23 protein-coding genes are annotated in these 23,807 nt (G+C 58.3%); 17 read left to right on the plus strand and 6 right to left on the minus strand.

What is annotated here, in order from left to right; translation table 11 throughout:
• Positions 1–45: 45 nt before the first annotated feature.
• Positions 46–1,515: an aminotransferase class V-fold PLP-dependent enzyme gene (locus FPZ52_RS17790; RefSeq protein WP_146366941.1), complete on the minus strand. Its 1,470-nt coding sequence runs from the start codon at positions 1,513–1,515 to the stop codon at positions 46–48.
• A gap of 116 nt (positions 1,516–1,631) precedes the next feature.
• Between FPZ52_RS17790 and FPZ52_RS17795 the strand changes: the two genes are divergently transcribed.
• The 7 genes from FPZ52_RS17795 (at position 1,632) to FPZ52_RS17825 (ending at position 9,050) form a co-directional block, all read left to right on the plus strand.
• Positions 1,632–2,081, plus strand: a complete 450-nt coding sequence (locus tag FPZ52_RS17795) for an Lrp/AsnC family transcriptional regulator (RefSeq protein WP_146366942.1) — start codon at positions 1,632–1,634, stop codon at positions 2,079–2,081.
• A 73-nt stretch (positions 2,082–2,154) separates the two neighbouring features.
• On the plus strand, positions 2,155–3,240 hold the full coding sequence (locus tag FPZ52_RS17800) for a LacI family DNA-binding transcriptional regulator (protein ID WP_146366943.1): 1,086 nt from the start codon (positions 2,155–2,157) through the stop codon (positions 3,238–3,240).
• A 40-nt stretch (positions 3,241–3,280) separates the two neighbouring features.
• The gene (locus FPZ52_RS17805) at positions 3,281–4,339 is read left to right on the plus strand and encodes a sugar phosphate isomerase/epimerase family protein (protein ID WP_146366944.1); all 1,059 of its coding nucleotides are present in this window, start codon (positions 3,281–3,283) and stop codon (positions 4,337–4,339) included.
• Positions 4,340–4,341: 2 nt separating this feature from the next.
• Positions 4,342–5,514, plus strand: coding sequence for a Gfo/Idh/MocA family protein (locus FPZ52_RS17810; RefSeq protein WP_146366945.1), 1,173 nt, complete (start codon positions 4,342–4,344; stop codon positions 5,512–5,514).
• A complete protein-coding gene (locus FPZ52_RS17815) occupies positions 5,511–7,061 on the plus strand; it encodes a sugar ABC transporter ATP-binding protein (protein WP_146366946.1) in 1,551 nt (516 codons plus the stop codon). The genes FPZ52_RS17810 and FPZ52_RS17815 overlap by 4 nt, the downstream gene beginning before the upstream one ends.
• Positions 7,054–8,061: an ABC transporter permease gene (locus tag FPZ52_RS17820; RefSeq protein ID WP_146366947.1), complete on the plus strand. Its 1,008-nt coding sequence runs from the start codon at positions 7,054–7,056 to the stop codon at positions 8,059–8,061. The genes FPZ52_RS17815 and FPZ52_RS17820 overlap by 8 nt, the downstream gene beginning before the upstream one ends.
• Before the next feature lie 38 nt (positions 8,062–8,099).
• Positions 8,100–9,050 carry an ABC transporter substrate-binding protein gene (locus FPZ52_RS17825; RefSeq protein ID WP_146366948.1) on the plus strand — a complete coding sequence of 317 codons (951 nt, stop codon included), beginning with the start codon at positions 8,100–8,102 and terminating at the stop codon, positions 9,048–9,050.
• Between the two features lie 34 nt (positions 9,051–9,084).
• On the opposite strand, the gene nagA is transcribed toward FPZ52_RS17825, so the two are convergent.
• Positions 9,085–10,218: an N-acetylglucosamine-6-phosphate deacetylase gene (gene nagA, locus FPZ52_RS17830; RefSeq protein WP_146366949.1), complete on the minus strand. Its 1,134-nt coding sequence runs from the start codon at positions 10,216–10,218 to the stop codon at positions 9,085–9,087.
• Positions 10,218–11,246, minus strand: a complete 1,029-nt coding sequence (locus FPZ52_RS17835; RefSeq protein ID WP_146366950.1) for an SIS domain-containing protein — start codon at positions 11,244–11,246, stop codon at positions 10,218–10,220. The genes nagA and FPZ52_RS17835 overlap by 1 nt, the downstream gene beginning before the upstream one ends.
• A 221-nt stretch (positions 11,247–11,467) precedes the next feature.
• Between FPZ52_RS17835 and FPZ52_RS17840 the strand changes: the two genes are divergently transcribed.
• From FPZ52_RS17840 to FPZ52_RS17855, 4 genes are read left to right on the plus strand one after another with little or no spacing between them, the layout of a single operon-like run.
• Complete coding sequence (locus tag FPZ52_RS17840) at positions 11,468–12,478, plus strand: tripartite tricarboxylate transporter substrate binding protein (protein WP_146366951.1); 1,011 nt, start codon at positions 11,468–11,470, stop codon at positions 12,476–12,478.
• A gap of 43 nt (positions 12,479–12,521) precedes the next feature.
• The gene (locus FPZ52_RS17845) at positions 12,522–13,028 is read left to right on the plus strand and encodes a tripartite tricarboxylate transporter TctB family protein (protein ID WP_146366952.1); all 507 of its coding nucleotides are present in this window, start codon (positions 12,522–12,524) and stop codon (positions 13,026–13,028) included.
• Positions 13,025–14,563 carry a tripartite tricarboxylate transporter permease gene (locus FPZ52_RS17850; RefSeq protein WP_146366953.1) on the plus strand — a complete coding sequence of 513 codons (1,539 nt, stop codon included), beginning with the start codon at positions 13,025–13,027 and terminating at the stop codon, positions 14,561–14,563. The genes FPZ52_RS17845 and FPZ52_RS17850 overlap by 4 nt, the downstream gene beginning before the upstream one ends.
• Complete coding sequence (locus tag FPZ52_RS17855) at positions 14,560–15,219, plus strand: TetR/AcrR family transcriptional regulator (protein WP_146366954.1); 660 nt, start codon at positions 14,560–14,562, stop codon at positions 15,217–15,219. Before FPZ52_RS17850 ends, FPZ52_RS17855 begins: the two co-directional genes overlap by 4 nt.
• A 9-nt stretch (positions 15,220–15,228) precedes the next feature.
• Here the strand turns inward: FPZ52_RS17855 and FPZ52_RS17860 are convergent, their stop codons facing one another.
• Positions 15,229–16,242 carry a Gfo/Idh/MocA family protein gene (locus FPZ52_RS17860; protein ID WP_146366955.1) on the minus strand — a complete coding sequence of 338 codons (1,014 nt, stop codon included), beginning with the start codon at positions 16,240–16,242 and terminating at the stop codon, positions 15,229–15,231.
• Positions 16,239–17,333 (minus strand): Gfo/Idh/MocA family protein, encoded by a 1,095-nt coding sequence (locus FPZ52_RS17865; protein WP_146366956.1) that lies wholly within the window; start codon positions 17,331–17,333, stop codon positions 16,239–16,241. Before FPZ52_RS17865 ends, FPZ52_RS17860 begins: the two co-directional genes overlap by 4 nt.
• A gap of 244 nt (positions 17,334–17,577) precedes the next feature.
• On the opposite strand from FPZ52_RS17865, the gene FPZ52_RS17870 reads away from it, so the two are divergent.
• Positions 17,578–18,324, plus strand: a complete 747-nt coding sequence (locus FPZ52_RS17870) for a FadR/GntR family transcriptional regulator (protein WP_240804511.1) — start codon at positions 17,578–17,580, stop codon at positions 18,322–18,324.
• 11 nt (positions 18,325–18,335) lie between these two features.
• Entirely contained in the window at positions 18,336–19,559 is a 1,224-nt protein-coding gene (locus FPZ52_RS17875; RefSeq protein WP_146366957.1) for a mandelate racemase/muconate lactonizing enzyme family protein, read from the plus strand.
• Here the strand turns inward: FPZ52_RS17875 and FPZ52_RS17880 are convergent.
• Positions 19,556–20,437, minus strand: coding sequence for an SMP-30/gluconolactonase/LRE family protein (locus FPZ52_RS17880; protein ID WP_146366958.1), 882 nt, complete (start codon positions 20,435–20,437; stop codon positions 19,556–19,558). The genes FPZ52_RS17875 and FPZ52_RS17880 overlap by 4 nt on opposite strands.
• Before the next feature lie 143 nt (positions 20,438–20,580).
• On the opposite strand from FPZ52_RS17880, the gene FPZ52_RS17885 reads away from it, so the two are divergent.
• The 4 genes from FPZ52_RS17885 to FPZ52_RS17900 all read left to right on the plus strand — a co-directional run bounded on the left by FPZ52_RS17885 (position 20,581) and on the right by FPZ52_RS17900 (position 23,799).
• Positions 20,581–21,660: a glycosyltransferase family 2 protein gene (locus tag FPZ52_RS17885; protein ID WP_146366959.1), complete on the plus strand. Its 1,080-nt coding sequence runs from the start codon at positions 20,581–20,583 to the stop codon at positions 21,658–21,660.
• Between the two features lie 139 nt (positions 21,661–21,799).
• Entirely contained in the window at positions 21,800–22,201 is a 402-nt protein-coding gene (locus FPZ52_RS17890) for an acyltransferase (RefSeq protein WP_240804554.1), read from the plus strand.
• 12 nt (positions 22,202–22,213) lie between these two features.
• On the plus strand, positions 22,214–22,477 hold the full coding sequence (locus tag FPZ52_RS17895; RefSeq protein ID WP_146366961.1) for an acyl carrier protein: 264 nt from the start codon (positions 22,214–22,216) through the stop codon (positions 22,475–22,477).
• Between the two features lie 5 nt (positions 22,478–22,482).
• Positions 22,483–23,799, plus strand: coding sequence for an AMP-binding protein (locus FPZ52_RS17900; RefSeq protein WP_146366962.1), 1,317 nt, complete (start codon positions 22,483–22,485; stop codon positions 23,797–23,799).
• Positions 23,800–23,807 lie beyond the last annotated feature (8 nt).

A 23,807-nucleotide genomic window follows, 5' to 3' on the forward strand; every position in this document is an offset into this window, starting at 1 on the left:
CTCCACCGATTTACGCCAGCGACCCGTCAGAGCGGCATCAGCGCATCAACCCGCTTCGGCAAGAGGCGAGGGAGCAAACCGCGCTGTGGCCGGATCGCAGCGATACTGATCGGCCATGGGGAAGGGGTTGCGCGCCAGTTCATCCACCGCGGCAATGATCCGATCACCTTTGTCATCTGTCAGCAATGCGCTGAAGTTCAGGCGGGTCCAGCCAGGTTTTTCAGTTTCGTGCCCGGCAAGGATTTCCGCCCGCATCCGATCGCTTTGCGCCTTGCCGATACCAAGCAACCTGTGTGCATAGGGGCCGGCGCAGGCGCAGCCGCCTCGTGCCTGTATGCCATAGCAATCGCTGAGCATTCGCGTGAACAATTGCTGATGAATGAAACCGCCGTCACGCGTATTGCGAACGCGGAAGGAAAAGATCGGCAACTGATCCTTGGTCGTCTTGCCGAGCAACTCGATCGACCGGTTCGCGGCCCAGATGTCCAGAGCGCGCTGGCGCAGTTCCGCATGTCGACGATCCATATAGCTCTGCCCGATGGCTTCCTTCACGATCACCGCCATCGCGGCTCGCAAGTCGCCCAGGACGTTCGGCGTGCCAGCCTCTTCCCGCGCAACAAGATCGGTGCTGTAGTCGTGCCCGTACGGAGATACGAAACGCACCGTTCCGCCCCCAGTCACAGATGGCGTCAAATTTCCCTGGATGTCTCTGCGCACGACCAGCACGCCAGAAGCCGCGGGTCCGCCGATGAACTTATGCGGCGAGAAAACGACGGCGTCTTTCTCATAGGCAGTGCCCGTGCGCATATCGATGGAAACATAGGGGCCAGCCCCGGCGTAGTCCCAGATGGATACAATACCGTTCTCTCGTAGAATGGAAGTAACCGCGTCCGTGTCGGTCAGGATGCCTGTCACGTTCGATCCGGCGGAGAATGTCCCGATCCGCAACTCAGCATCGTGCGTGGCCGCGCACACAGAGCGCAGGTGATCGAGGTCTGGACCACCATTCTCGGCTTCGTCAATCTCGATGACCTCAGCCCCGCATTCCCGCCATGGCAGAATGTTTGAGTGATGCTCATAAGGGCCGATCAGAACGACCACGCGGGCCCTGTCGCGCACCGCTTGTGCTGCACCCGTCAGATGTACCAGCCGGTTGATTCCCGCCGTCGCTCCGGAACCTGCGAAAACCACTGCATGACATGCATCTGCACCAACATGGTCGGCGATGATCTGGCGGGCCTCTTGCCGTGTGCGCGTCATTGTCGCCCCGCAATACGAGGCTTCGGTGTGACTGTTGGCGTAGTAGGGCAGAAGGCGTTCAGCCACGAAACCTTCCACTTGGCGCAACGCCCTGCCCGAGGCGACATAGTCGGCGTACAGAAGTGGATGGATACCAAACGGTCCTTCCACGGGTGTTCCATCACCGATCAACCCCGCTTGAAGCCCGGCCAGACCACCGCCAATGATGGAGTGCCGGAAATCCTGCAAGAGTCTGCTGCGCGTCGCTTGGGTCATTTTCTCGCCTCGTGGTTCAATTTCTATGAACCTAATGCTGCGAATGTAGAAAAATACTATCAAACCAAGCAAAAGATAACGTAACTATGTGTCAAATGAACTATACTGCGACGGGTATGGATGAAATTGATAGAAAATTGCTGCGTGAACTTCAGTTGGACGCGTCGCTGTCGCAGCGCGATCTTGCCGAGAGAGTTGGTCTGTCGCAGAATGCGTGTTGGCGGCGTCTAAAGGCCATTAAGGAAAGGGGCCTGATTAAGAACCAAACCGTGACCCTTGACGCGCCGGGCGTTGGGCTGACCTTGACTGCCTTTGTGATGATCCGCACGCGGCACCATTCCAAGGAGTGGCTCGATACCTTCAGACGGGCTATCACATTGATCGACAACGTCATCGATTTCTACCGAATTGCCGGAGATTACGATTACATGTTGAAGGTCGTTGCTCAGGACATGAATGATTTCGACCGGATCTACCAACGGATCATAGAGAAGGTCGAACTTGACGCTGTAACCTCTTATATCACAATGGAAAGTATCGCTGACCAACGGCCGTTGCCGGTCTAGATCAGATTGTCCGTCAAATTCTGATTGACGTAACTCAGTTCCTGACGCAGCTTGCTGTGAGGGAGGAGAATCCGTGGTGCGGCCAACCATCAAGGATGTTGCTCAGGCAGCAGGTGTCAGCATTGCGACCGTCGATCGGGTCGTGAACAACCGGGGGGGCGTGTCGATGCGCAAGCATGCGCTGGTGGCCAGGGCCATCGCGGAACTGAATTACGTGCGTGATTTGTCGGCTGCCAACCTGTCCCGAAAGCGTAACTACCGGCTGATGTTCGTTTTGCCGGAAGGCGACAATGCTTTCTTTTCCACACTTCGCAATCTGGTGCGCGCCAAGGAGCCCGAAGCGGCATTGTTGCGCACCGTGCTTGAATTGCGCTTGGTGCCGGGATTCGACTCCGATGCGCTGGTTGAGGAAATCGACCAGATCGATGCCAGCCGAATCGACGGTGTAGCAATCGTTGCGACAGAGTCGCAAGTCGTGCGCGATGCGATCAGGCGACTGATCCAGCGCGGCGTGCAGGTGCTGACGCTGGTCTCCGACCTGCCAAGTTCCGGCCGTCACGGTTATGTGGGGATCGACAATGTGGCGGCAGGGCGTACTGCGGCACGCTTCATGGGTCGATATTTGAGCCGAACGGGTGGCAAGGTGGCCGTGCTCGCCGGGTCAATGATCGCACGCGACCATCTGGAACGACGGCTCGGCTTTGACCAGATCATGCGCGAGGATTTCCCACATGTTGACGTTATGCCAAGTGTCGAGACGCTCGATGACCGAAACCATGTCGAACGGTTGGTCAGCGAGGCACTTCGTAACGAAGACCTGGCTGGCATCTACAACATCGGCGCGGGCAATCAGGGGCTGATCGAGGCTGTGGCCAATGTCACGTTCGAACACCGGCCTGTCACGATCGCGCACGATCTTCTGCAGGTGACGCGTCAGGGTGTCGAAGCCGGGCTGATCGACATCGTGATCGACCAGGCGCCGGAGCGCGAGATCACGACGGCCATCGAGTTGCTTCGCGCGCTCAGCGACGGGCAAGCGATTTCCGAGGCGCGGGCCGCGATCGGCATCGGTGTCTATGTGCGGGACAACCTTCCGCAGCCCGGCGAAATTTCAGCACCACAGCCAGCCGAGCCATTGGTTCGCGTAGGCGAGACATGACGTGCTTCGACACGCAAACAATCATGGAGGAAGACTTAGGATGAAGACGATCAAGGGCCCCGCGCTGTTCCTGGCGCAATTCGCGGGCGACGAAGCGCCGTTCGACAGTTGGGACAATATCACCAAATGGTCGGCTGATTGCGGATACAAGGGCGTGCAGGTGCCCAGCTTCGTGTCGTCGCTGATCGACTTGGACAAAGCAGCGGAGTCGAAAGATTATTGCGATGAATTCAAGGGAAAGGCGACGGAGAACGGTGTCGAAGTGACAGAGTTGTCAACGCACCTTCAAGGCCAACTCGTTGCCGTTCATCCAGCCTATGACGAAGCGTTTGACGGGTTCGCCGTCCCGGAAGTACGCGGCAATCCGAAGGCACGGCAAGAATGGGCAGTCGATCAGGTCAAAAAGGCGCTGTCGGCCTCGAAGAACATGGGCATCACGGAAATGGCGTCGTTCTCGGGCGCGCTAGCCTGGCCCTTCATGTATCCATGGCCGCAGCGTCCTGCCGGGCTGGTCGAGGCCGCGTTCGATGAACTGGCCAAGCGCTGGCACCCGATCCTTGACCACGCTGACGATTGCGGTGTGGACGTCTGCTTTGAGATTCATCCGGGTGAGGATCTTCATGACGGCGTTACGTTCGAGATGTTCCTTGAGAGGGTCGGCAACCATGCACGATGCAACATGCTCTACGATCCGTCGCATTATGTGCTGCAATGTCTGGATTATCTGGACAACATCGACATCTACAAAGACCGCATCAAGATGTTCCACGTCAAAGATGCAGAATTCAATCCGACAGGGCGCCAAGGTGTCTATGGTGGGTTCCAGGGCTGGGTGGATCGCGCTGGTCGCTTCCGTAGCCTTGGAGATGGTCAAGTTGATTTCGGGGCTGTATTCTCGAAGATGGCCGCGAATGATTTCGACGGATGGGCCGTGGTTGAATGGGAATGCTGCCTGAAGCACCCCGAGGACGGCGCACGCGAAGGCGCACAGTTCGTCAGTGATCACATCATCCGCGTGACAGAGAAAGCCTTCGACGATTTTGCCGGCGGCGGCACCGATGACGCGATGAACCGTCGTATGCTGGGGCTGGAGGCTTGATCATGGCAATCGAAGGCAAGAACGAACAAAACATCGGCCGTATCCGTCTGGGTATGGTGGGTGGCGGCAAGGATGCGTTTATCGGAGGCGTTCATCGCATCGCCTCGCGTATCGACGACAAGTATGAACTGGTGGCCGGTGCGCTGTCCTCGACGCCCGAAAAGGCGCAGCAATCGGGGCGCGCACTGGGCCTCGCCGATGATCGCATCTATGACAGCTTCAAGGACATGGCGATCCGCGAGGCACGGTTAAAAAACGGGATCGAAGCCGTGGCCATCGTCACACCCAACCATGTGCATTTCACCGCCGCGCGGGAATTCCTTAAACGTGGCATCCATGTGATCTGCGACAAGCCACTGACATCCACGCTGCCGGACGCCAAGAAGCTGGTCAAGGCGGCAGAAGACTCGGATGCGCTGTTCATTCTGACCCATAACTACACCGGATACCCACTGATCCGTCAGGCGCGAGAGATGGTGGCCTCCGGCGATCTGGGTGAGATCCGTCTTGTGCAGGTCGAATATCCGCAGGACTGGCTGACCGAGCCGATGGAAAACGAAGGGGCCAAGCAAGCCGTCTGGCGTACCGATCCTGAACGCTCTGGTGCCGGCGGCTGCATCGGTGATATCGGCACGCATGCCTTCAACCTTGCCAGCTTCGTGACTGGGCTGGAACTCGAGGCACTCAGCGCCGATCTACAAAGCTTCGTGCCGGGTCGCCAGCTTGATGACAACGCCCATGTCATGATGCGTTTCCAGGGTGGTGCGCGCGGAATGCTGTGGTCATCTCAGGTCGCACCCGGCAACGAAAATGCGTTGCGGTTGCGGGTTTATGGCTCCAAGGGGGGCATCGAGTGGGCGCAGGAAAACCCCAACCAGATGTGGTTCACGTCGTTTGGCCAGCCCAAGCAGTTGCTGACCCGCAACGGGGCAGGGGCGACAGCAGGCAACCTCTCGGCATCCCGTATTCCGCCGGGCCATCCGGAAGGTTATCTGGAAGGCTTCGCAAACATCTATGCTGAAGCAGCCCGCGCGATCGAAGCGAAGCGCTTGGGGCAGTCGCTACCTGACGATCTGCTGTATCCAACCGTGCAGGACGGCTTGATCGGTGTGCAGTTCATCGACGCTTGCGTGCGGTCTTCCAGGCGTGACGCAGCTTGGGTCAAACTCGGATGACCGTGCCGGCGACAGCCACCGTGGCATCGCCCGAACCGCACAGCGCCCCGGCGGCGCTGGCCCTTCGGGCGGTGTACAAAAGCTTCGGCCCGGTCCAGATCCTGTTCGATATCGACTTCGATCTTAGGCCGGGCGAGGTGCATGCCCTGATCGGCGAGAACGGTGCGGGCAAGTCGACGACGATGAAAATTCTTGCGGGTTACCTGTCGGCCACATCTGGCAGCGTGGAACTGGACGGCCACCCCGTGAGCTTCGTCAATTCCGAACAAGCCGAGGATCAGGGCGTCGTCATGATCCATCAGGAGTTCAACCTCGCCGAGCAACTGTCCGTAGAACAAAACATTTTCCTCGGGCGCGAGATCAGGAAGGGCCTGTTTCTCGACAAGACCGCGATGCGCACCAAGACCCGCGAACTGCTGCAGCGGCTCAATTGCGACGTGGACCCCGACGCGCGGGTGATGGATATCTCCGTCCCCGACAAACAGATGGTCGAGATTGCGAAGGCGCTGTCGCGCAAGGCGCGCGTTCTGATCATGGATGAACCGACTGCCGTGCTGACCAACCGCGAATCCGAGGTGCTTTTTGAACAGGTGGACCGGTTGCGCGCCGAGGGCACGGCCATTTTGTTCACCTCGCACAAGCTGGATGAGGTCGCACGGATTGCCGACCGGATCACGATCATGCGCGATGGTCACCGAATCATGACCAAGTCAGCCGCCGACCTGACACAGGACCAGATGGCTGAAGCCATGGTGGGGCGTGAATTGTCGAACCTGTTCCCGCCCAAGACTGGCGCGGACGCGGATCAACCCGTTCTGGAAGTCACGGATCTTGAGGTGCCGGGCTTTGTCGCACACGCCTCCTTTCACTTGCGCAAGGGCGAGATCCTTGGCTTTGCTGGGCTGATTGGATCGGGACGAACGGAACTGATGGAAGGTGTCGTTGGCCTGCGTAGTCATCGGGGCAACATCAAGATCAATGGCCAGGACATTGAAATAAATGGTCTGTCTGATGCCAAACGCGCAGGCGTTGCCTATCTGACGGAAGACCGGAAATCCCGCGGGTTGCTGCTCGACAAGGGAATGCGGGAAAACCTGACGCTTCTGTCGCTGGAAAAGTTCACCACGGGGCTGATCGACCGCAAATCGGAAGAGGCCGCGCTGGACAAGTCGATCAATGATTTTGACATACGTGCGCCCACCCGGGAGGTTCTCGTCGGCAACCTGTCCGGCGGCAATCAGCAGAAGCTTCTGATCGCCAAGACCATGCTGTCAGAGCCCGAGGTCGTCATCATCGACGAACCAACACGTGGAATCGACATCGGCACGAAGCAGCAAATCTACGAGTTCATCCACACGCTGGCGCAGGCCGGTAAATCCATTATCGTCATTTCATCCGAGATGTCGGAAGTCATCGGGCTGGCTGATCGGGTGGTCGTCATGCGTTCCGGTCGCATCGTCGGCGAGGTAGAGGGCAATGACGTGAACGAAGAAACCATTGTCCGTCTAGCGATGGGGCTTGAAGGGGAACAGCAAGGTCATGAGTGACACCGTATCCGTGAAACCCGCCAGCAACCGTGCCAGCCCATTTCTGGATCTGCATATCCTTGGGCCAATTCTGGCGCTCATCGTGCTGGTCGTCATCGGGGCGCTGATGAACCCGAACTTCCTTAGCTACGCCAACATCACCAACGTTCTGGCGCGATCCGCATTTATCGGGATCATCGCTGTGGGCATGACATTCGTGATCACCGCAGGCGGTCTCGACCTGTCGGTCGGGTCGATGGCGGCGTTCATTGCGGGGCTGATGATCCTCGTAATGAATGCACTTCTGCCCGCGATGGGGTCGGGGGTCGGGGTTATACTGGTCGGTATGCTAACGGCGCTCGTCGCGGGGCTGCTGGCCGGGGGGCTGAACGGCTTTCTGATCACCCATATGCGGATCGAGGCGTTCATCGTGACGCTTGGCAGCATGGGTATTTATCGCTCACTCGTGACATGGCTGGCAGATGGTGGCACCTTGTCGCTCGATTTTGGACTGCGCGAGATTTACGGGCCGGTCTATTACGGCGGGCTGTTCGGTATCAGCTGGCCCATCATCATCTTTGCCCTGGTTGCGATCATTGGCGAAGTTGTCATGCGCCACACAGCATTTGGACGTCATTGCGCAGCCATCGGGTCAAATGAAAAGGTCGCCCGCTATTCAGCCGTGCATGTGGGGCGCGTGCGCATGGCAACCTATGTGCTGCTTGGTATCCTCGTCGGCGTCGCGACGATCATGTATGTGCCACGGCTCGGATCAGCGTCCAGCGCGACCGGTGTCTTGTGGGAATTGGAGGCCATCGCCGCCGTGATCATCGGCGGCACGGTCCTGAAAGGCGGCTTCGGTCGCGTCTGGGGAACCGTGATCGGTGTTCTTATCCTGAGCCTGATCGGCAATATCCTTAACCTGACTGACATGGTGAGTCCGTATCTGAACGGCGCCATACAGGGGGTCATCATCGTTCTGGCGGTCGTGCTTCAGCGCGACAAGAAGGCGGAAGGCTGACCCGTTTCGAGTGAAGTGTAACCAAGGGAGGGAAGACTATGGAACTGAAGACTTTGACAGGGGCGCTCGGCGTGGCGGTCGCAATGGCCGCTACCCCGACATTCGCTCAGGACACCACCGTCATCGGTGTGTCTATTCCGGCGGCCACGCATGGCTGGGCAGGTGGCATGAACTTCCATGCACAGGAAGCGGTCGATCGCCTTGAAGAAACCTATCCGGAGCTCGACTTCGTGCTGGCCACGGCAAGCGATCCGGCCAAGCAGGTCAACGATATCGAAGACATGGTCGCCGCGCGCGGGATCGATGCACTAGTTGTGCTGCCCTTCGAATCCGAACCACTCACAGGCCCCGTAAAGAATGTGGCCGACAATGGAGCCTGGGTCACGGTCGTTGACCGCGGGTTGTCCGAAGAAGGAATCGAGGACCTGTATGTCGCGGGTGACAACCCCGGCTTCGGGCGGGTTTCCGGCGAATACTTTGCGGACAAGATGCCCGATGGCGGCAAGATCGTCGTGCTGCGCGGTATTCCGACAACCATTGACAATGAGCGCGTCGAGGGCTTCCAGTCCGCGATTGACGGGTCCGGGATCGAAGTCCTCGGAATGGAGCATGGCAACTGGAACCGTGACGACTCCTTCACCGTGATGCAGGATTTCCTGTCCAAATATCCGGAGATCGATGCTGTTTGGGCGTCAGACGACGACATGGCCGTGGGTGCGTTGGCCGCAATCGAACAGGCCGGGCGTGAGGACGTTCAGTTCGTTCTGGGTGGCGCGGGCATGAAGGAGATGATCAAACGCGTCATGGATGGCGACGAGATGATCCCCGCAGATGTTACCTATCCGCCGTCGATGATTGCCACGGCCATTGAACTGACCGCGTTGAACTTCGTGTCCAACGCACCGGTATCAGGTGAGTTCGTGATCGGTTCCGTCCTGATTACGCCTGAGAACGCTGAAAACTTCTACTATCCCGACAGCCCGTTCTAAGCTGTCGCAGGCTGCGCGGTGCTCGCTGCGCAGCCTATTGCCGTATGCCCGCGCGCCAAGTGGTGGTCAGTCGCAAATCGTCATCAAGATGGATGAAGTCGGCCGGGCCATCCGCCCGCAGGCTTCCAGCATCCTCGATACCCGCCACGCCAGCCGGAACACTTGTGGCCATTGCCAGCGCATCCGACAGCGGTACATCCAAAAGTGTTACTAAGTTCCTGACAGCGGTTGCCAGATCAAGATCCGCACCGGCCAAAGTGCCGTCTTCTAGCGTCAACCGACCGTCGCGACGTTCGATTCTCCGACCATCCATTTCAAACCACCCGATATCCGTGCCGGCAGGGGCCATTGCGTCCGAGACGAGAAATATGCGAGCCGGGCCATTCTTCGCACGAAGGGCTATGCGCATCGAGTCGGGGTGGGCATGCACGGCATCAGCGATCAGCCCCGCGTTCAGGTCACCGCGCGCCAACGCGGTGCCGACAAGACCTGGTTCGCGATTGCCCAGCTGGCTCATGGCATTGAACAGATGTGTTACGCATCGTGCACCTGCGTCCGCAGCTTGATTGCAAAGCCGGGTGCCTGCGTCGCTATGGCCGAGAGAGACGCAAATCCCAGCTTCCGTCAGTGCCGCGATCTGTTCGGGTGTGACGGTTTCCGGAGCTACGGTCACCTTGAGCGCAGGCAGGTGTTGGGCCGCGTCGCACAGGGTCGTAAGGTCGTCAGCATCCATCGGTCGGATGTATTTGGCATCATGCGCACCTTTGCGGGCAATGGACAGATGCGGGCCTTCAAGATGTATTCCGCGAATGCCGGCTATGGTGGACGAGGCTTCGATTGCGGCTTCGATTGCGGCGAGTGTCGTTTCCCGAGACGATGTGATAAGGGTGGGCAAGATCGAGGTGGCACCGAGACGCGCATGCGACTGTGCCATGATGTTCAATGTCGCGACATCGGGGGCGTCATTAAACATCATCCCGCCACCGCCGTTCACCTGAATATCGACAAAACCCGGCGCGATGACTCCCCCGTCCAGCGTAACGGTCTGGTCTGCAGCTTGATCACTTCGACCGAACCCGGCAACTTTCCCATCCGTGACGAGCAGCGCGCCTTCACTTAGTGTCGATCCATCGAAAATGCGTGCGCCGGTATAGAGTGTCGAGGTCATCAGATCGTCTCGGTAACCTTCTTCAGGTGCCGCGGTGCATCGGGATCAATGCCTCTTTCCGTAGCGACACGTTCCACCATGGCGTAGAATGACACGAGCAAGCTCAGAGGATCGCACAATGGATGGTCAGTGCGAACATGTTCGACCAAGGTAGCGTTCCGCACCTTGCTGGTCGTGGCAAAAACCGACGCACCTTTCGCGGCGATCTGATCCGCGATGTCGGCCAGTGGCGCTTCACCGGCATCAGCCGCAGCGAAGGCGATGACCGGAAAACCCCGGTCGACGATGGACACTGGGCCATGCAGCACTTCGGCGCTGGAGTAGGATTCCGCGTGGATTTGGCAGGTTTCCTTGAACTTCAGTGCCGCTTCGTTCGAGATCGCAAAAACCGGCCCGCGTCCCAGAGTGAAGACCGATCCGCCTGTCAGGGCCTGCCGAATTTCGGGCCAATCAAGTTGCGCCGCCTTCGCGAGATGTTCCGGCAGAGCCTTGATTGCACGGATCAGGTCGCTATCGCCCTTCCAGTGAGCCAACAGTGCAAGGCCCGCCACGGCGGAATTGATGAAGGTCTTTGTTGCAGCAACGCTTAGTTCTGGCCCGGCATGGATTGGAAGGACGTGGTCCGCGATGGCAGCGAGGCGGGAGTCTTCGTTATTGGTCAACGCAAAGGTCATCGCCCCGTCTGCACGCGCACTTCGGGTCATCTCAACAATATCGGGGCTCTGACCGGATTGCGAAACTGACAGGCAGGCGGCACCGTCCAACTTCAGGGACGCACCATAGACCGACGCAACCGACGGACCGACAGATGCGACGGGACATCCCAGAAGAAGCTCACTGACATACTTCAGATAGGTGCACGCGTGATCAGAAGACCCGCGCGCCACGGAAATCAGATAGGTGGGATCCAGATTCTGCAGTGCGGTGGACGCGTCCCGAATGGCAGAGTCGCCACGCTTCAACAACCGGTCAACAGCGCTGGGGATTTCCTGCACCTCTTGGCGCATTTTAGTGGTTGCGTCAGCCATGGTTGTTCTCGCCCGCTCAGAAAGAATTGAAGACCTATATAATACCTTTTAGCTAGATTAAGGCGGTTTGCAACCCGACACTAAGACCTCAACCTAGTAATCTGCCCCAATAAAGAGACCAATTTCCATATTGGTTTCCTTATTGGCGTGTGCAACGACTCGTTGACACGGCGTTGGTAATGTTTTTACCTACCGGTCGGTAATATAAATGGGAGGTTAATATGAGACGCCTGAATTTTACGGGGGCTGCCATTGCGATAGGAATGATGGCTGCGCCCGCCATTGCCCAGGACTGGCAACCTGATAAGCCCATAAACATCATCGTTCCGTGGGCTGCCGGTGGCTCCACCGATCAGGTGACACGCGTGGTTGCACCATTGCTGGAAGAGGCGCTTGGGACCGAAGTCGTTGTTGTCAACCAGCCAGGAGCATCGGGTTCGATTGGCACCAAGGCCGCGCTGGATGCGCCGCGTGATGGCTACACCTGGACCGCGAACGCAATTGCGAACAACGCGACCTATGCTGTGACTGGGCTGCTGGAAGATACGACAATAGACGACTATCACATCTATCTTCATGTCGCGAATGTGCCGGTTGTCTCGGTCAATGCCGATGCGCCCTACAAGGATTTCGGTGAATTGCTCGAAGCCATGAAGGGTAGTGATGTCACCGTTGGTACGGCCGGCGTGAATTCGTCGGGCGGCATGGCGCTTGCGGCGATCAAGGAAGGCGCGGGCGGCGAACTGGGTGCGCGGATGATCACCTATGATGGTGGCAATCCTGCGGTTATCGCCGCGGCTTCGGGTGAAGTTGTTGCAACAACACAGCTTGCGGTTGAACAAATGGAAATGATCAGGGCTGGGCGCCTGCGTGGGCTGACGGTATTGTCGGACTCGCCGCTGGAGGTTGAAGGTGTTGACCCGATCCCGCCTATTACCAACTGGCTGCCGGAAATGCATGTCGCCAAGGATTACTTCGGGGTTTTTATTCCGATGGGAGCCCCTGAGGAAGTCTACGATACCGTAGACAGAATCTGGGAAGAGAAAATCATGAACGCGCCCGAGTTGCAGGAATATGCAAATTCGCTTGGTGCGGTATTTGATCCAAGTTACGGCGACGCTGCGCTTGAACGCGCTATGCCGGTCGTGATCGCCGAAGCCTGTGCGCGTGTTGATCGGGGCGAAGCGGTGATCGATCCATCTGAAATCGGGATCACTTGCCCATCCGAATAATCACCTGCCTGCGCCGGCAACGATCGGCGCGGGCAAACCAGCTTTGGCAGCCAGAGGCAAAATGACTTCAAACAGTATGAAACATGCAGATCGGATTACATCCGGTTTGCTGGCAGCACTGGGGATAGCCATGCTCGTTGGCGGCTATCGGATGGATCGGTTGGAAATCCGTCAAATTCATCCCTCAACTATTCCCGGCCTTGTGCCGATGATCCTGGGTGTGCTGATGGTAATCTGCGCTACGCTGTTGTTTGTGTCGGCACGCAAAGCAAATACCGAACAAGGATTTCTTCAAGGGGGCGATAACCGGTATCTGCTGCTAACTCTGGGCCTGACCTTGGTTTATGCGCTTGGGCTGGTCGGTAACCTGCCTTTTGCCGTGGCGACGGCTATTTTCATAACCGCCTTTTCGCTCGTATTTACCTGGCCACTCCGAGGGCTTGCGAAGGCGAAACTCAAGGCCACGGCATCAGCGGCTGCGATCGGGGTAATCTCGGCATTTCTGATTTCGCTCATTTTTGAGCAGGGTTTTCTGGTGAGGTTACCATGACAGGGCTTGCCGCACTGATTGATGCGTTTGGCACCATGCTGACGCCGATGAACATCTTCCACGTCGCCTGGGCGACATTGCTGGGAATTTTCGTGGGCAGCTTACCCGGTCTGACGGCAACCATGGGCGTGGCGCTTTTGACGACTCTTACATACGGGCTGGATCGTGATGCAGCGATACTGGTGCTGATTTGCATGTATGTGGGTGCAATCTATGGTGGATCGCGCAGCGCGATCTTGCTCAATATCCCTGGCACACCGGCGAGCGCCGCGACCTCACTGGACGGTTTCCCGTTGGCTCAGAAAGGCAAGGCGGCATATGCGATGGCGCTGGCGACATCGGGTTCGGCCCTCGGCACACTGGTCGGCATCCTGTTGTTGGTCATGATTGCTCCGCCGCTCGCTGAAGCTGCACTAAAATTCGGGTCGTATGAATTTTTCTGGCTCGCGGTGTTTGGGGTGATCATATCCGGCCAATTGACGGCAGAAGGCAGCCCGCTGAAAGGCTACATCGCCGGCATCCTGGGGCTGATGGTCGCCATGGTCGGCAGTGAAGGCATCCACGCCCATATCAGATTCAGTTTTGGCATATCCGACCTCGGTGGCGGAATTGGGCTGATCCCTGCAATGGTTGGCGCTTTTGGTTTTGCCGAGGTTCTGACGGCCATGTGGCGCAAATCGGCACAGATGGCCGAGACAGAAGACGGAAGCGACCGGACACTGCCACGCTTGGTGGATTTGTGGAAACAGAAGTTCAATGTCGTGCGGTCGGGCATCATTGGAACCTTCGTCGGGATTATCCCGGGGGTGGGCGAGGACATAGGGGCCTGGGCGGCCTATGCCGCCGCGCGCCGATCCAGCAAGGCACCGGATGAATACGGGCACGGTTCCTATGAAGGCTTAACCGCGGCCGAGACGGGCAACAGCGCAGTCGTGCCCGGATCATTGATCCCGGCGATCACGTTGGCCGTTCCGGGGTCCGCGTCGTCCGCTGTCTTGATTGCGGCGCTTTTCATCCACGGCATCCGTCCCGGCCCGATGATCATGATCGAACAGCCTGATTTCATCTATTCGGTCGCGGTGATGCTGATCCTCGCCACACTCGCGATTGCAGTTTTCGGGCTGTCTCTGACGCGGCTGTTCGTCATGGTGCTCCGTGTGCCACGCGAATACCTGATGCCGATCGTGTTCGTTCTATGCGTTATTGGCCCATACGCATTGACCCAGCGATTGTTCGATGTCTGGGTCATGGTCGGGTTCGGCATTATCGGGTTCCTGCTGCGACAAATGAACTACCCGATGGCACCGCTCGTTCTGGGCATCATTCTGGGTGATCTGATGGACAAGAGCCTGCGTCGCGGGCTGTCGTTGACCGAAGGTGACCTGATGCCCTTCTTCACACGACCCATCTGCGCAGCCTTCGTCATTGTGATCCTAATGTCCATTCTTCTGAACTTCGCGCCTGTCCGTAGTGGTTTGGCAAAGCTTGGCGGGTGGATTAGGCTGGGGCGCAAAGAAAACGGCGAGGCAAAATGAACATCAAGGCGAAACCGGCCAAAGCCCTTCAACGGGTGCGGAAGAAGCGTGACGCCGAGGGGTCCAAAAAGGCGATACTTGAAGCCGCGCTGATCGAGTTTTCCGAATTTGGCCATGCGGGCGCACGTGTGGATAGGATCGCCAAGAATGCGGGTGTCAGCAAACCGCTTATCTACGACTATTTTGGGGACAAGGAAGCGATCTATGCTGCCGCGCTAAAAGAGGCCTATATCCAGATTCGGGAAGGCGAGGGGGAGTTGAACCTCGATCAACTCAACCCACCTGACGCCATCCGTGCGCTCGTGCATTTTACGATGGACCATTTCCGCCTGAAACCATGGTTCATTTCCATGTTGAATACGGAAAACCTGCGCGGGGGTGACACCATCCGCGAACTGCGCGGCGCGGATGAGATTCAATCCGTGCTGGTGGAAAAGCTGCGCTCCGTGCTGGCGCGCGGGGCCGAGAACGGCCAGTTCCGCTCGCGGGTCGATCCGGTAGAGCTTTATATTTTCATCGCGTCGCTGTGTTATTTTCCTGTATCCAACAAGCACACACTCAGGGCGGTCTTCAAATGCCCTGTGGATGACGCGTGGCTGGAACGCCGCGCGGACGAGGCGGCGGATATGCTGATCCGCTACCTCGCGCCTGCATAGGGTACGCGGTCAACCGCGAGATTCTGCCAGTTGTTGAGCTTTCAGTGCGAGTTCCATCACCTTGAAGGCATGTGACTGGGGCATTGCCGTTTCACTGCGATCCCGGATATCGTGGGCCAGCCGTTGGAAATAGGGACGGCCCGCATCACGACAGTCGATGTATTCACAGCGTGTCCCGTTCACCAGATACAGGTTATCCGTCCGGTCGGCCCGCGCGACATCCACATATTTGCGCAATTCGATATACCCTTCGGTGCCGAGGATCGTCAGGCGACCGTCACCCCATGTTGGCAGTGCATCGGGCGTGTACCAATCCACGCGGATATAGCAGTGCCCGGCATCACTGCGCAGCATCAGGTCGCCGTAATCCTGCAAGCCGGGATCATCGGGGTTGGCATAGTTCGCGACATTCGCGGCGACGACTTCAGCGTCGGTCGAGCCCGTGAAAAAAAGGAACTGATCAATTTGGTGGGACGCGATGTCGCACAGAATGCCGCCATAGCTGTCGCGGTCGAAGAACCATTCGGGCCGTGTCGCCCGATTCAGACGATGCGGGCCAAGACCTGTGGTGGACACAACCTTCCCGATCGCTCCCTCTGCGACCAGTTCAGCTGCTTTCGTGACCGCTGGCACTTCGAAACGTTCCGAGAAGTCGATGGACCAGATGCGCCCGGTTTCGGCCTGAACCTGCATGATGCGGTCGAGTTGTTCCAACGTGGTACAACCTGGTTTGTCTACCATCACATCCTTGCCGGCGCGCATTGCCTCGATCGCCAGATCCGCGCGTTCAGAGGGCATGGCAGCTATCACGATCAGGTCAATTTCCGGATCATCGAGCAGTGTCTTCTTGTCTGCGGCCCGCGGAACATCGGCGAAGCGCTTCTGAAACCCTGCCTCTACGGGCGTTTCCCGAGCCGTCCACCAACCCACGAATTCGGCGCCGACTTCCATCATGCTCGCGGCCTGTCCGAAGATGTGGCGGTGGTCGATGCCAAGCGCGGCGATCTTTAGCGGTTTGGTCATAATGCGGTCCTGATTTGTGTTTCGCGAAGTTCGGTGAGGTCGACATGCCGTTTTTCCTTGGCAGAAAGCACAAGCGCATCGATCAGTTCATGGGTTCTCAGCGCCTCTCGTCCTGTAACGCGCGGAGCGCGGCCCCGATCAATGGCGTCGATGAAGTCGGCAATCGTGTCACGATGCCATTCATGGGTGAAGGCCATCGGATCTGCGCCGCCGCCGGTGCCGGCAGTTGCGCCGATGGTTTCCTGATTGCCGTCATGCCAGTCGATGGTCAGGACACCCGCGCAGAGCGTGGCAGACGCTTTTGCGCAGTGCAGTCGGATCGATTCCGGTCGTCCCGGATAGGCCGCAGTCGTTGCATTGAGCGACCCGATCGCACCAGTTTCAAAGGTCAGCCCGGAACATACGAAGTCTTCGGACTCCATTCGGTGCAGCTTGCTAGTGGCAAGAAAGGCGGACACGGATTGCACCGGGCCGGTCAACGACAGGGCCAGATCCATTGTGTGGATGGCTTGGCTGATCATCACTCCGCCACCGTCACGTGCGTAGCTGCCCCGTCCGGGTTCGTCGTAATAGGACTGATCACGCCACCAAGGGACATCGATTTCGGCGATATGGATTGGTCCAAGCACACCTGATGCAATACGGTCCGCCAACGCTTCGGACGCTACCCTGAAGCGATGCTGGAAGGTGACGCCCAGGGTAATCCCAGCATCCTCGCACATCTCGACAATGTCGGTTGCCGCGCGCAGATCCCGCTCGATCGGCTTTTCCATAAGGATGTGTTTGCCGGCGTGGGCGAGGGTCGAAACGATGTCCCGTCGCGCGTTGGGTGGCGTCGTCAGGATAACAAAATCCACCGCCGGATCGTCAGCAATGTCCTGTATTGACCCGAAAGGCTTCGGGCGGCACTTTGTTTCTTCGGTAATCTGTCGAGCCGCCTGAGCGACCTTGTCCGGATTACGGGACGCGATGCCGTAAAAGTTTACATGCTCGCCCAGATCAGCCAGTGCTTTGATATGTGTGCCGGACACCATGCCAAGTCCGATCAGCACGACATTCGGCTTGCGCAACGCAAATTGCGATTGTGACATTTTTGAACAACTCCCGGCCCGATCAAGCTGGGCCCTTCCCTGAGCTCATCCTTGCGGCTGTGGATGAGAATGGCAAGCAGCGATGGCTACAAATCTTTGAAAAGATACAGAAGGAAACGCCTTACGTTATTCTTTCGTCATGCGACATGTTGTAAAAATAGGTAATGCGTACTCGGCTTCAGATTGACGACTTCTACCCAGACTTTTACTGTCGTGTGACCTCGGACGGAATGGGAGAGCCGTTGTGACGCAATCGACATCACAGGAGATCCGGCCTGATGGAAAAGACCGTTCCAATCGGGATTGGAGCCTTGCCGATCAGGTCTATGAGGAAGTGCTGCGTCGGATCGTCGAAGGGGAGTTTCCGGAAAACAGCAAGCTGCCATCCGAGAATAGCCTAAGCGAACAATTGGGCGTGTCACGCCCGGTGCTGCGGCAGGCGTTGTCGCAGCTTCGTGACGACGGGATCGTTCTTTCGAGACAAGGCTCCGGTTCTTATGTGCATAAGCGGCCCGCGAAGGCGATGCTGAGCTTCGCTCCCGTGGGATCAATCGCGGATATCCAACGGACGTTCGAGTTCAGGATCACCATTGAGTCAGAAGCCGCCGCGCTCGCGGCAAAACGCTGGAACGAGCAGTCCTTGGGACGAATCGAACAGGCACTGAAGGCGCTGGATGGCTGCATTGAGACGGGGGCGCTTGGCGCAGACGCTGACGAGGAGTTTCACCTCGCAATTGCCTCGGCCACGGACAATCACTATTTCATGTCCACTCGCGCGTCGATGAAACCCCAGATACTCATGGGCATGAACCTCGCACGAAGCCTATCGCTAACCGTATCCTCCGACCGCCTGAAACTGGTTCAAAGCGAACACTACGAGATTCTCGACGCGATCAGGCGACGCGACAGCGATGCAGCGCATAAAGCGATGAGGCGTCATGTTGAAAATGCACGCACGCGAATATTCGACGGAACACCTGCGTCGCACTAGGGCAGAATACAATGAAAATTCATACGATCGAGACGATCCACAATCCGGGTTGGTCAAACTATGTCTGGGTGCGGATAGGCACGGAAGCGGGATGGGGGCTTGGAGAGACGTTCCGACACGCGACGCCAATCATCCGTTATCTGCATGATCATGTCGCTCCTTCGATCCTCGGCTCCGATGCAGGCGCAATCAACGCTATAACGCATCGTCTTGCTCGGGAGGGAGGGACGCGGTTTCTCGGCTACCCCACCCGATCAGTCGAAATCCGCGCGAATTCCGCTGTGGACATCGCGTTGTGGGATCATAATGCGCGGGCCGTCAGTCAGTCACTGTCACGCTACTTGGGTGGTCCGTTTCGCGACAGTATCCCTATCTATAACACTTGTGCCGGGCCGGGATATAACACTCATGGTGGTATCTATCGCGCCCGCACAGTGAAAGAGGGTAGCGCCACTCCCTTGCTTGTGGATGGGGTAAGCGATGATCTGGCGTTGCAAATTCAGGATCCTGCCGCGCTCGCCCAATCACTGTTGAACGAGGGCATCGGGGCAATGAAAATTTGGCCGTTTGACGAGGCAGGCGATCGAAATCGGGGGCAACGCATTTCAGCAGACGAAATGAAAACCGCACTCTCCAAGATTTCTGCAATACGCGATGCCGTCGGGGATCGTATCGAGATACTACTGGAGTATCATGGACTTTGGCGGCCTGCCATTGCGCGGCGCATTCTGGCAGAGGTCGATCAGTTTCGTCCCTTCTGGCACGAAGACCCGATTCCGATGGAACATATCGCGGCTTTGGCAGAATTGCGGCAGCGCTGCGCCTCGCCAATTGCGGGCAGCGAAAGCCACGGCACCGCACTCTGGTTCAAGGATGCGCTGTCGGCCTCCGCACTGGATTTTGCACATTTTGACATAGGCTGGGTCGGCGGGATCAGTGAGGCCTTGAAAGTCGCCCATATAACCGACGCCTATGACGTGATGATCGCCCCACATGATTGCACCGGCCCGGTGACGTGGATTGCAAACCTGCATTTGGCCTTATCTCAACCCAACTCGCTTTGGCTCGAAAGCGTCCGCGCCTACTACAATGGCCATTACCGCAGGATGGTGACAACACTACCCACGGTGAAAGATGGGCGTGCTGTTGCGATTGATGCGCCGGGGTTGGGTACGGAACTGTCGGAGGAGCTGCTCGACCACCCAGATACGGTGATCGAGCGCTCAACGCTTTAAAGGCCGGGCATAACGGGCATTGGAATACCCTTGATCCCCGACACGTTCAGGGCGAAGACACCGCCGGATTGAGGTTGTGCATCGTCGTGCTCGACATGGATCGAGGTTACGAACAGTGTGGACAGATCGGTGCCGCCAAAGGCGATGCGCGTGGGCTTCTCGACAGGCATCGGTATCTGCATGTCGACCTTGCCATCGGGCGTGATGCGGACCAGTTGCCAGCCCGACACGCCTGCCATCCAATAGCAACCCTCTGCATCGATGGCGCCACCGTCGGGACGCCCTGGCACTTCCCGAGTATCGAAAAAGACCCGCTTGTTGTGCCAGTGACCATCATCCAGATCGTAGTCATAGGCCCAGATGGTTCGAATGTCGGGGTTGCTGTCCGATACATAGGCAATGCGCCCATCCGGCGAGAATGCTAGCCCGTTTACTGTTCGGAAGCCTCCCATGATCTCTCGCGCGTCGCCCTTGCCGTCGAAGCTATAGAGCGCTCCCTGATCCTTCGGCGCGTCGTCTGACCAGAACATGGTGCCCGCCAGGAACCGCCCGCGCGGATCGACGGTGCCATCGTTGAAACGATGCCCCACCTTCGCAGGCGAGGGACCGGCAACACGAGTTTCTGCACCGCTATCGGTGTCAAACAGATGGAACCCGTCATTCAATGCACCAACCAGTTTGCCGCTGGAGGTCTCCGCAACACATCCCAACGGTCGTCCAAAGGACCATTCCTCGTTCCGGCTCGTCTCCGGGATATGCCGGTGCAACATTCCTGCGGGAATATCCACCCAATAGAGTGCCTGCCGCCGGGTTGACCAAATCGCGCCTTCCCCAACCTTGGCTTTCGTGTCGATGATACAGTCGACAGTCGGTTTCATGAAGCTCCCCGTTCTTTATTTCGAGCGCATCTTAGCGATCAGTCGCAGAACTGACAGCGGAATCATGAACGGGTGGCTTACGCCTTGCGATTGTGTCGGAACACTGTCACCACAGCAGCATGAAGTTGTGTGGAGAGATGTGAATGGCCCTGCCCGAACAGGCGCGCGATGAAGCTCTGCTAACCTATGACGTCGTGATGGCCACCCGCAACCGGTCGAGCGCCGTGGCATTGTCTCTGCCGCTCATCCTTACTCAGACCCGTGCCTGTGCCAGAATTGTCGTGGTTGATTCCTCAGATGACGACGGAGCCGCAATTGGTGATCTCGTGACGTCGCTGGCAAGCAGGTTCGGGCGCGAAATCGTGTTTCTGACATCGCCGCCGGGTCTGACGAAGCAGCGCAATCTCGGGCTCCAACATACGACAGCAGATGTCGTGATCTTCCCAGACGATGATTCGCTGCTTTATCTCGACACGGCAGAGAAGATGTTGGCTGTTTATGAGGCGTCGGAGTCCGTCGCTGCGGTGTGTGCGACACCTGCCGTGGTGCCACCGGATGGTTCGCTCGATCTGACCAGCTACGTGGCAGAAACCCAGAACAGTACTCAGAAGGCTGCCCGCAAATTACGGCAGATAATCAAAGAGACTGCGGCATGTGCAAACCCGTTTCTGGCTGTTGGAAACCGTTTGAACGCGCAGCAAAGCGTACCTGACCTTCCCGAGCATATCGACGCCGCCCCGGTTCCCTACATGACGGGCTTCCGGATGTCTTTTCGCAGAGAGGTTATCACCCGGCACGGCTTCGACGAAACACTGCGCCGTTACGGCTGGTTCGAAGACATCGACGCGTCGTGGGGGGCGATGCGCGAGGGCGTGGTGCTTATGGCAAAGCACGCGAACATCTATCACCACCGAGATGCGTCGAACCGTGCGGGTGGCTATGCTATGGGGCTGTGGGCGATCCTGAACCGAGCCTATGTTGTGGCCAAGCATGTGCGCGCCAACCCCGACATATTCCCCAACCCGGAACGGGAATTCGCGCGGTTGCGGCGCTACTGCAAGCTGCGCATCATTGCATATCGTGTGCTAGCTAGGGACGAGTTCAGCAAACAACGCGCCGACGGGGCGCGTGACGGGCTGAACTATTTGCCCAAGCTCTTGGCAGCCGACGTGGAACAGCTGCCCTCAGCCTATACCGATCTGGAAAGAATATTGATCGAGTAAGCGGATTGTGACAGGAGACCCTTGTATAAAGTTCATGTGTTGACGGCTAGGCATCCCTGCCAAAGATATCGAGAGTTTCCAAAGCGATATGATCGCAAGAATTAGAAATTTTATCTTCCGGAAAGGCGTCGTGAAATGGATGCTGTTCTGGTATCGGCGCGTCTACGGGATGGACATAGGCGATCATACCCGTATTTCGCGCGGGGTTCGTTTGGATCGCACCAACCCCAAGGGCATTCATATCGGGCAATACACGGCGCTGACCGGCGGCGTGTCAGTCCTGAGCCATGACTTCGTGATGCGCGAGTGGAAAGACACCCGTATCGGCAGTAATTGTTTTGTCGGTTTCAATGCGATTATCCTGCCGGGAGTAACCGTCGGTGACAATTGTATCGTTGCAGGCAATTCGGTGGTGGTAAAGGATGTTCCGTCCAACTGCGTCGTGATGGGCAATCCTGCCCGCGTCGTGGAACAGGGCATCGTAACAGGACCGTGGGGCATCCGTTTGGACAAGGGCAATGACAACCCGGTCGCGTACTGAGAGGATTGAGAAATGGCTGACGGTTTGGATCGGGACATTCGCCGTGTATTTGCTGATGTCTGGCAGATGGAAAACGGCGGGGATGCGCCGGATCTGGCGGCGGATACAGTGTTGCTGGAAACGGGGCTGGACAGTTTGGGTTTTGCGATCTTCGTGAGCCAGCTTGAGGATGAGCTGGGCTTTGATCCGTTTACCCTGTCGACGGATGCGTATTATCCTCAGACCTTTGCCGAGTTTGTCGCCTTCTACGAGAAATTCCGCCCGCAAGCCGCGTGAGTTCCATGCTGCGTAGCCGACTGGCCGGGCGTCCGGCTGAAGACTTGCTTGCCGTAACCTCAACCGATCGCGTGACGGCAGGCGAGGTGCTCGGCTCCGGGCCTGCCCGCGACATGGCCTCCGACGCGGTGGTCCTGGTCAGTGTCGAGGATCCGGTGGCGCTGGTGCGACTGCTGGTAGCGCTGGACGGGGCGGTTGCGGGCCTGTTGCTCGTCTCGACGAGCCAGCCACCAGAGATCGTCACGCAACTGTCCGAGATCGCGGGCTGCTCGGTGACCGTCACGGACCGGACCGATCTGGATGGTGCGCGCACCGTCGCCGATGCACTTGGCCCTCTGCGGGCGGAGGCAGTCCAGACACGCTGGATGATGACCACCTCCGGCACGACGGGCGTTCCCAAGATCGTGCCGCATACGCTGGACAGCCTGTCACGCTCGGTGAAGGACAAGGCGGTGAACAGCCCGGCTGTTTGGGGCTTGGTCTATGAACTGACACGGTTTGCGGGGCTGCAGGTGGCGTTGCAATCGCTGCTGGGGGGCGGCACGCTTGCGGCCGTGGATCGTCATGCGCCCCTGGCAGAACAGGTTGCGTTTCTCACTGCACAGGGCTGCACGCATCTGTCCGCGACACCGACGCTTTGGCGGCGGTTGCTGATGGCGCCGGGGATTGAGGCGCTTCCGCTCCGGCAGGTCACGTTGGGTGGCGAGATCGCCGATCAGCCGGTGCTGGATGCGCTGGCCACACGCTTTCCACGGGCGCGGCTGACGCATATCTATGCCTCGACCGAGGCGGGTGTCGGTTTTGCGGTGAAGGACGGGCGCGCGGGCTTCCCCCTGTCGCTATGCGCCGATGAACCGGGCGATGTGGGCATCCGCATCGCAAACGACATGCTGTGGCTGCGGCCGCCGGGCGGGCATCGTCCGCGCTACCTTGGCGGGCAGGGCATCGAGATCGACGCGGATGGCTTCGTCAACACCGGCGACCGACTGGATGTAACCGATGATCGCGCGCTGTTCCTGGGCCGTGACAGCGGGGTGGTGAATGTCGGCGGCGTCAAGGTCTATCCCGAGCGCGTGGAACATACGATTGCCGAGGTTGACGGTGTCGGGCTGGTCGCCGTCACCGCCAAGAAGAGCCCGATCACGGGCGCCTTGTTGATCGCGACGGTTGTGCCTGCCGCGCCGGATACGGATACGGATGAGTTGAAAAACCGTATCCAGTCCCATTGCCGGGCCACGCTCGAACGCGAAGCGACCCCGGCGCGCATTCAATTCGCCGAGACCCTGCCGACCAATGCGGCGGGCAAGATCAAACGCAGCTGAAGAAAGAC

It is taken from the genome of Qingshengfaniella alkalisoli (assembly GCF_007855645.1).
GTDB classification, from domain to species: Bacteria; Pseudomonadota; Alphaproteobacteria; order Rhodobacterales; family Rhodobacteraceae; genus Qingshengfaniella; species Qingshengfaniella alkalisoli.

Bases quoted from the DNA above. Each gene is read 5' to 3' on its own strand.
- FPZ52_RS17880 (WP_146366958.1), bottom strand. From the start codon at position 20,437: ATGAAACCGACTGTCGACTGTATCATCGACACGAAAGCCAAGGTTGGG.
- FPZ52_RS17795 (WP_146366942.1), top strand. From the start codon at position 1,632: ATGGATGAAATTGATAGAAAATTGCTGCGTGAACTTCAGTTGGACGCG.
- nagA (WP_146366949.1), bottom strand. From the start codon at position 10,218: ATGACCTCGACACTCTATACCGGCGCACGCATTTTCGATGGATCGACA.
- FPZ52_RS17810 (WP_146366945.1), top strand. From the start codon at position 4,342: ATGGCAATCGAAGGCAAGAACGAACAAAACATCGGCCGTATCCGTCTG.
- FPZ52_RS17790 (WP_146366941.1), bottom strand. From the start codon at position 1,515: ATGACCCAAGCGACGCGCAGCAGACTCTTGCAGGATTTCCGGCACTCC.
- FPZ52_RS17865 (WP_146366956.1), bottom strand. From the start codon at position 17,333: ATGTCACAATCGCAATTTGCGTTGCGCAAGCCGAATGTCGTGCTGATC.
- FPZ52_RS17890 (WP_240804554.1), top strand. From the start codon at position 21,800: ATGCTGTTCTGGTATCGGCGCGTCTACGGGATGGACATAGGCGATCAT.
- FPZ52_RS17885 (WP_146366959.1), top strand. From the start codon at position 20,581: ATGGCCCTGCCCGAACAGGCGCGCGATGAAGCTCTGCTAACCTATGAC.
- FPZ52_RS17820 (WP_146366947.1), top strand. From the start codon at position 7,054: ATGAGTGACACCGTATCCGTGAAACCCGCCAGCAACCGTGCCAGCCCA.
- FPZ52_RS17835 (WP_146366950.1), bottom strand. From the start codon at position 11,246: ATGGCTGACGCAACCACTAAAATGCGCCAAGAGGTGCAGGAAATCCCC.
- FPZ52_RS17875 (WP_146366957.1), top strand. From the start codon at position 18,336: ATGAAAATTCATACGATCGAGACGATCCACAATCCGGGTTGGTCAAAC.
- FPZ52_RS17805 (WP_146366944.1), top strand. From the start codon at position 3,281: ATGAAGACGATCAAGGGCCCCGCGCTGTTCCTGGCGCAATTCGCGGGC.
- FPZ52_RS17855 (WP_146366954.1), top strand. From the start codon at position 14,560: ATGAACATCAAGGCGAAACCGGCCAAAGCCCTTCAACGGGTGCGGAAG.
- FPZ52_RS17900 (WP_146366962.1), top strand. From the start codon at position 22,483: ATGCTGCGTAGCCGACTGGCCGGGCGTCCGGCTGAAGACTTGCTTGCC.
- FPZ52_RS17860 (WP_146366955.1), bottom strand. From the start codon at position 16,242: ATGACCAAACCGCTAAAGATCGCCGCGCTTGGCATCGACCACCGCCAC.
- FPZ52_RS17815 (WP_146366946.1), top strand. From the start codon at position 5,511: ATGACCGTGCCGGCGACAGCCACCGTGGCATCGCCCGAACCGCACAGC.
- FPZ52_RS17825 (WP_146366948.1), top strand. From the start codon at position 8,100: ATGGAACTGAAGACTTTGACAGGGGCGCTCGGCGTGGCGGTCGCAATG.
- FPZ52_RS17840 (WP_146366951.1), top strand. From the start codon at position 11,468: ATGAGACGCCTGAATTTTACGGGGGCTGCCATTGCGATAGGAATGATG.
- FPZ52_RS17895 (WP_146366961.1), top strand. From the start codon at position 22,214: ATGGCTGACGGTTTGGATCGGGACATTCGCCGTGTATTTGCTGATGTC.
- FPZ52_RS17850 (WP_146366953.1), top strand. From the start codon at position 13,025: ATGACAGGGCTTGCCGCACTGATTGATGCGTTTGGCACCATGCTGACG.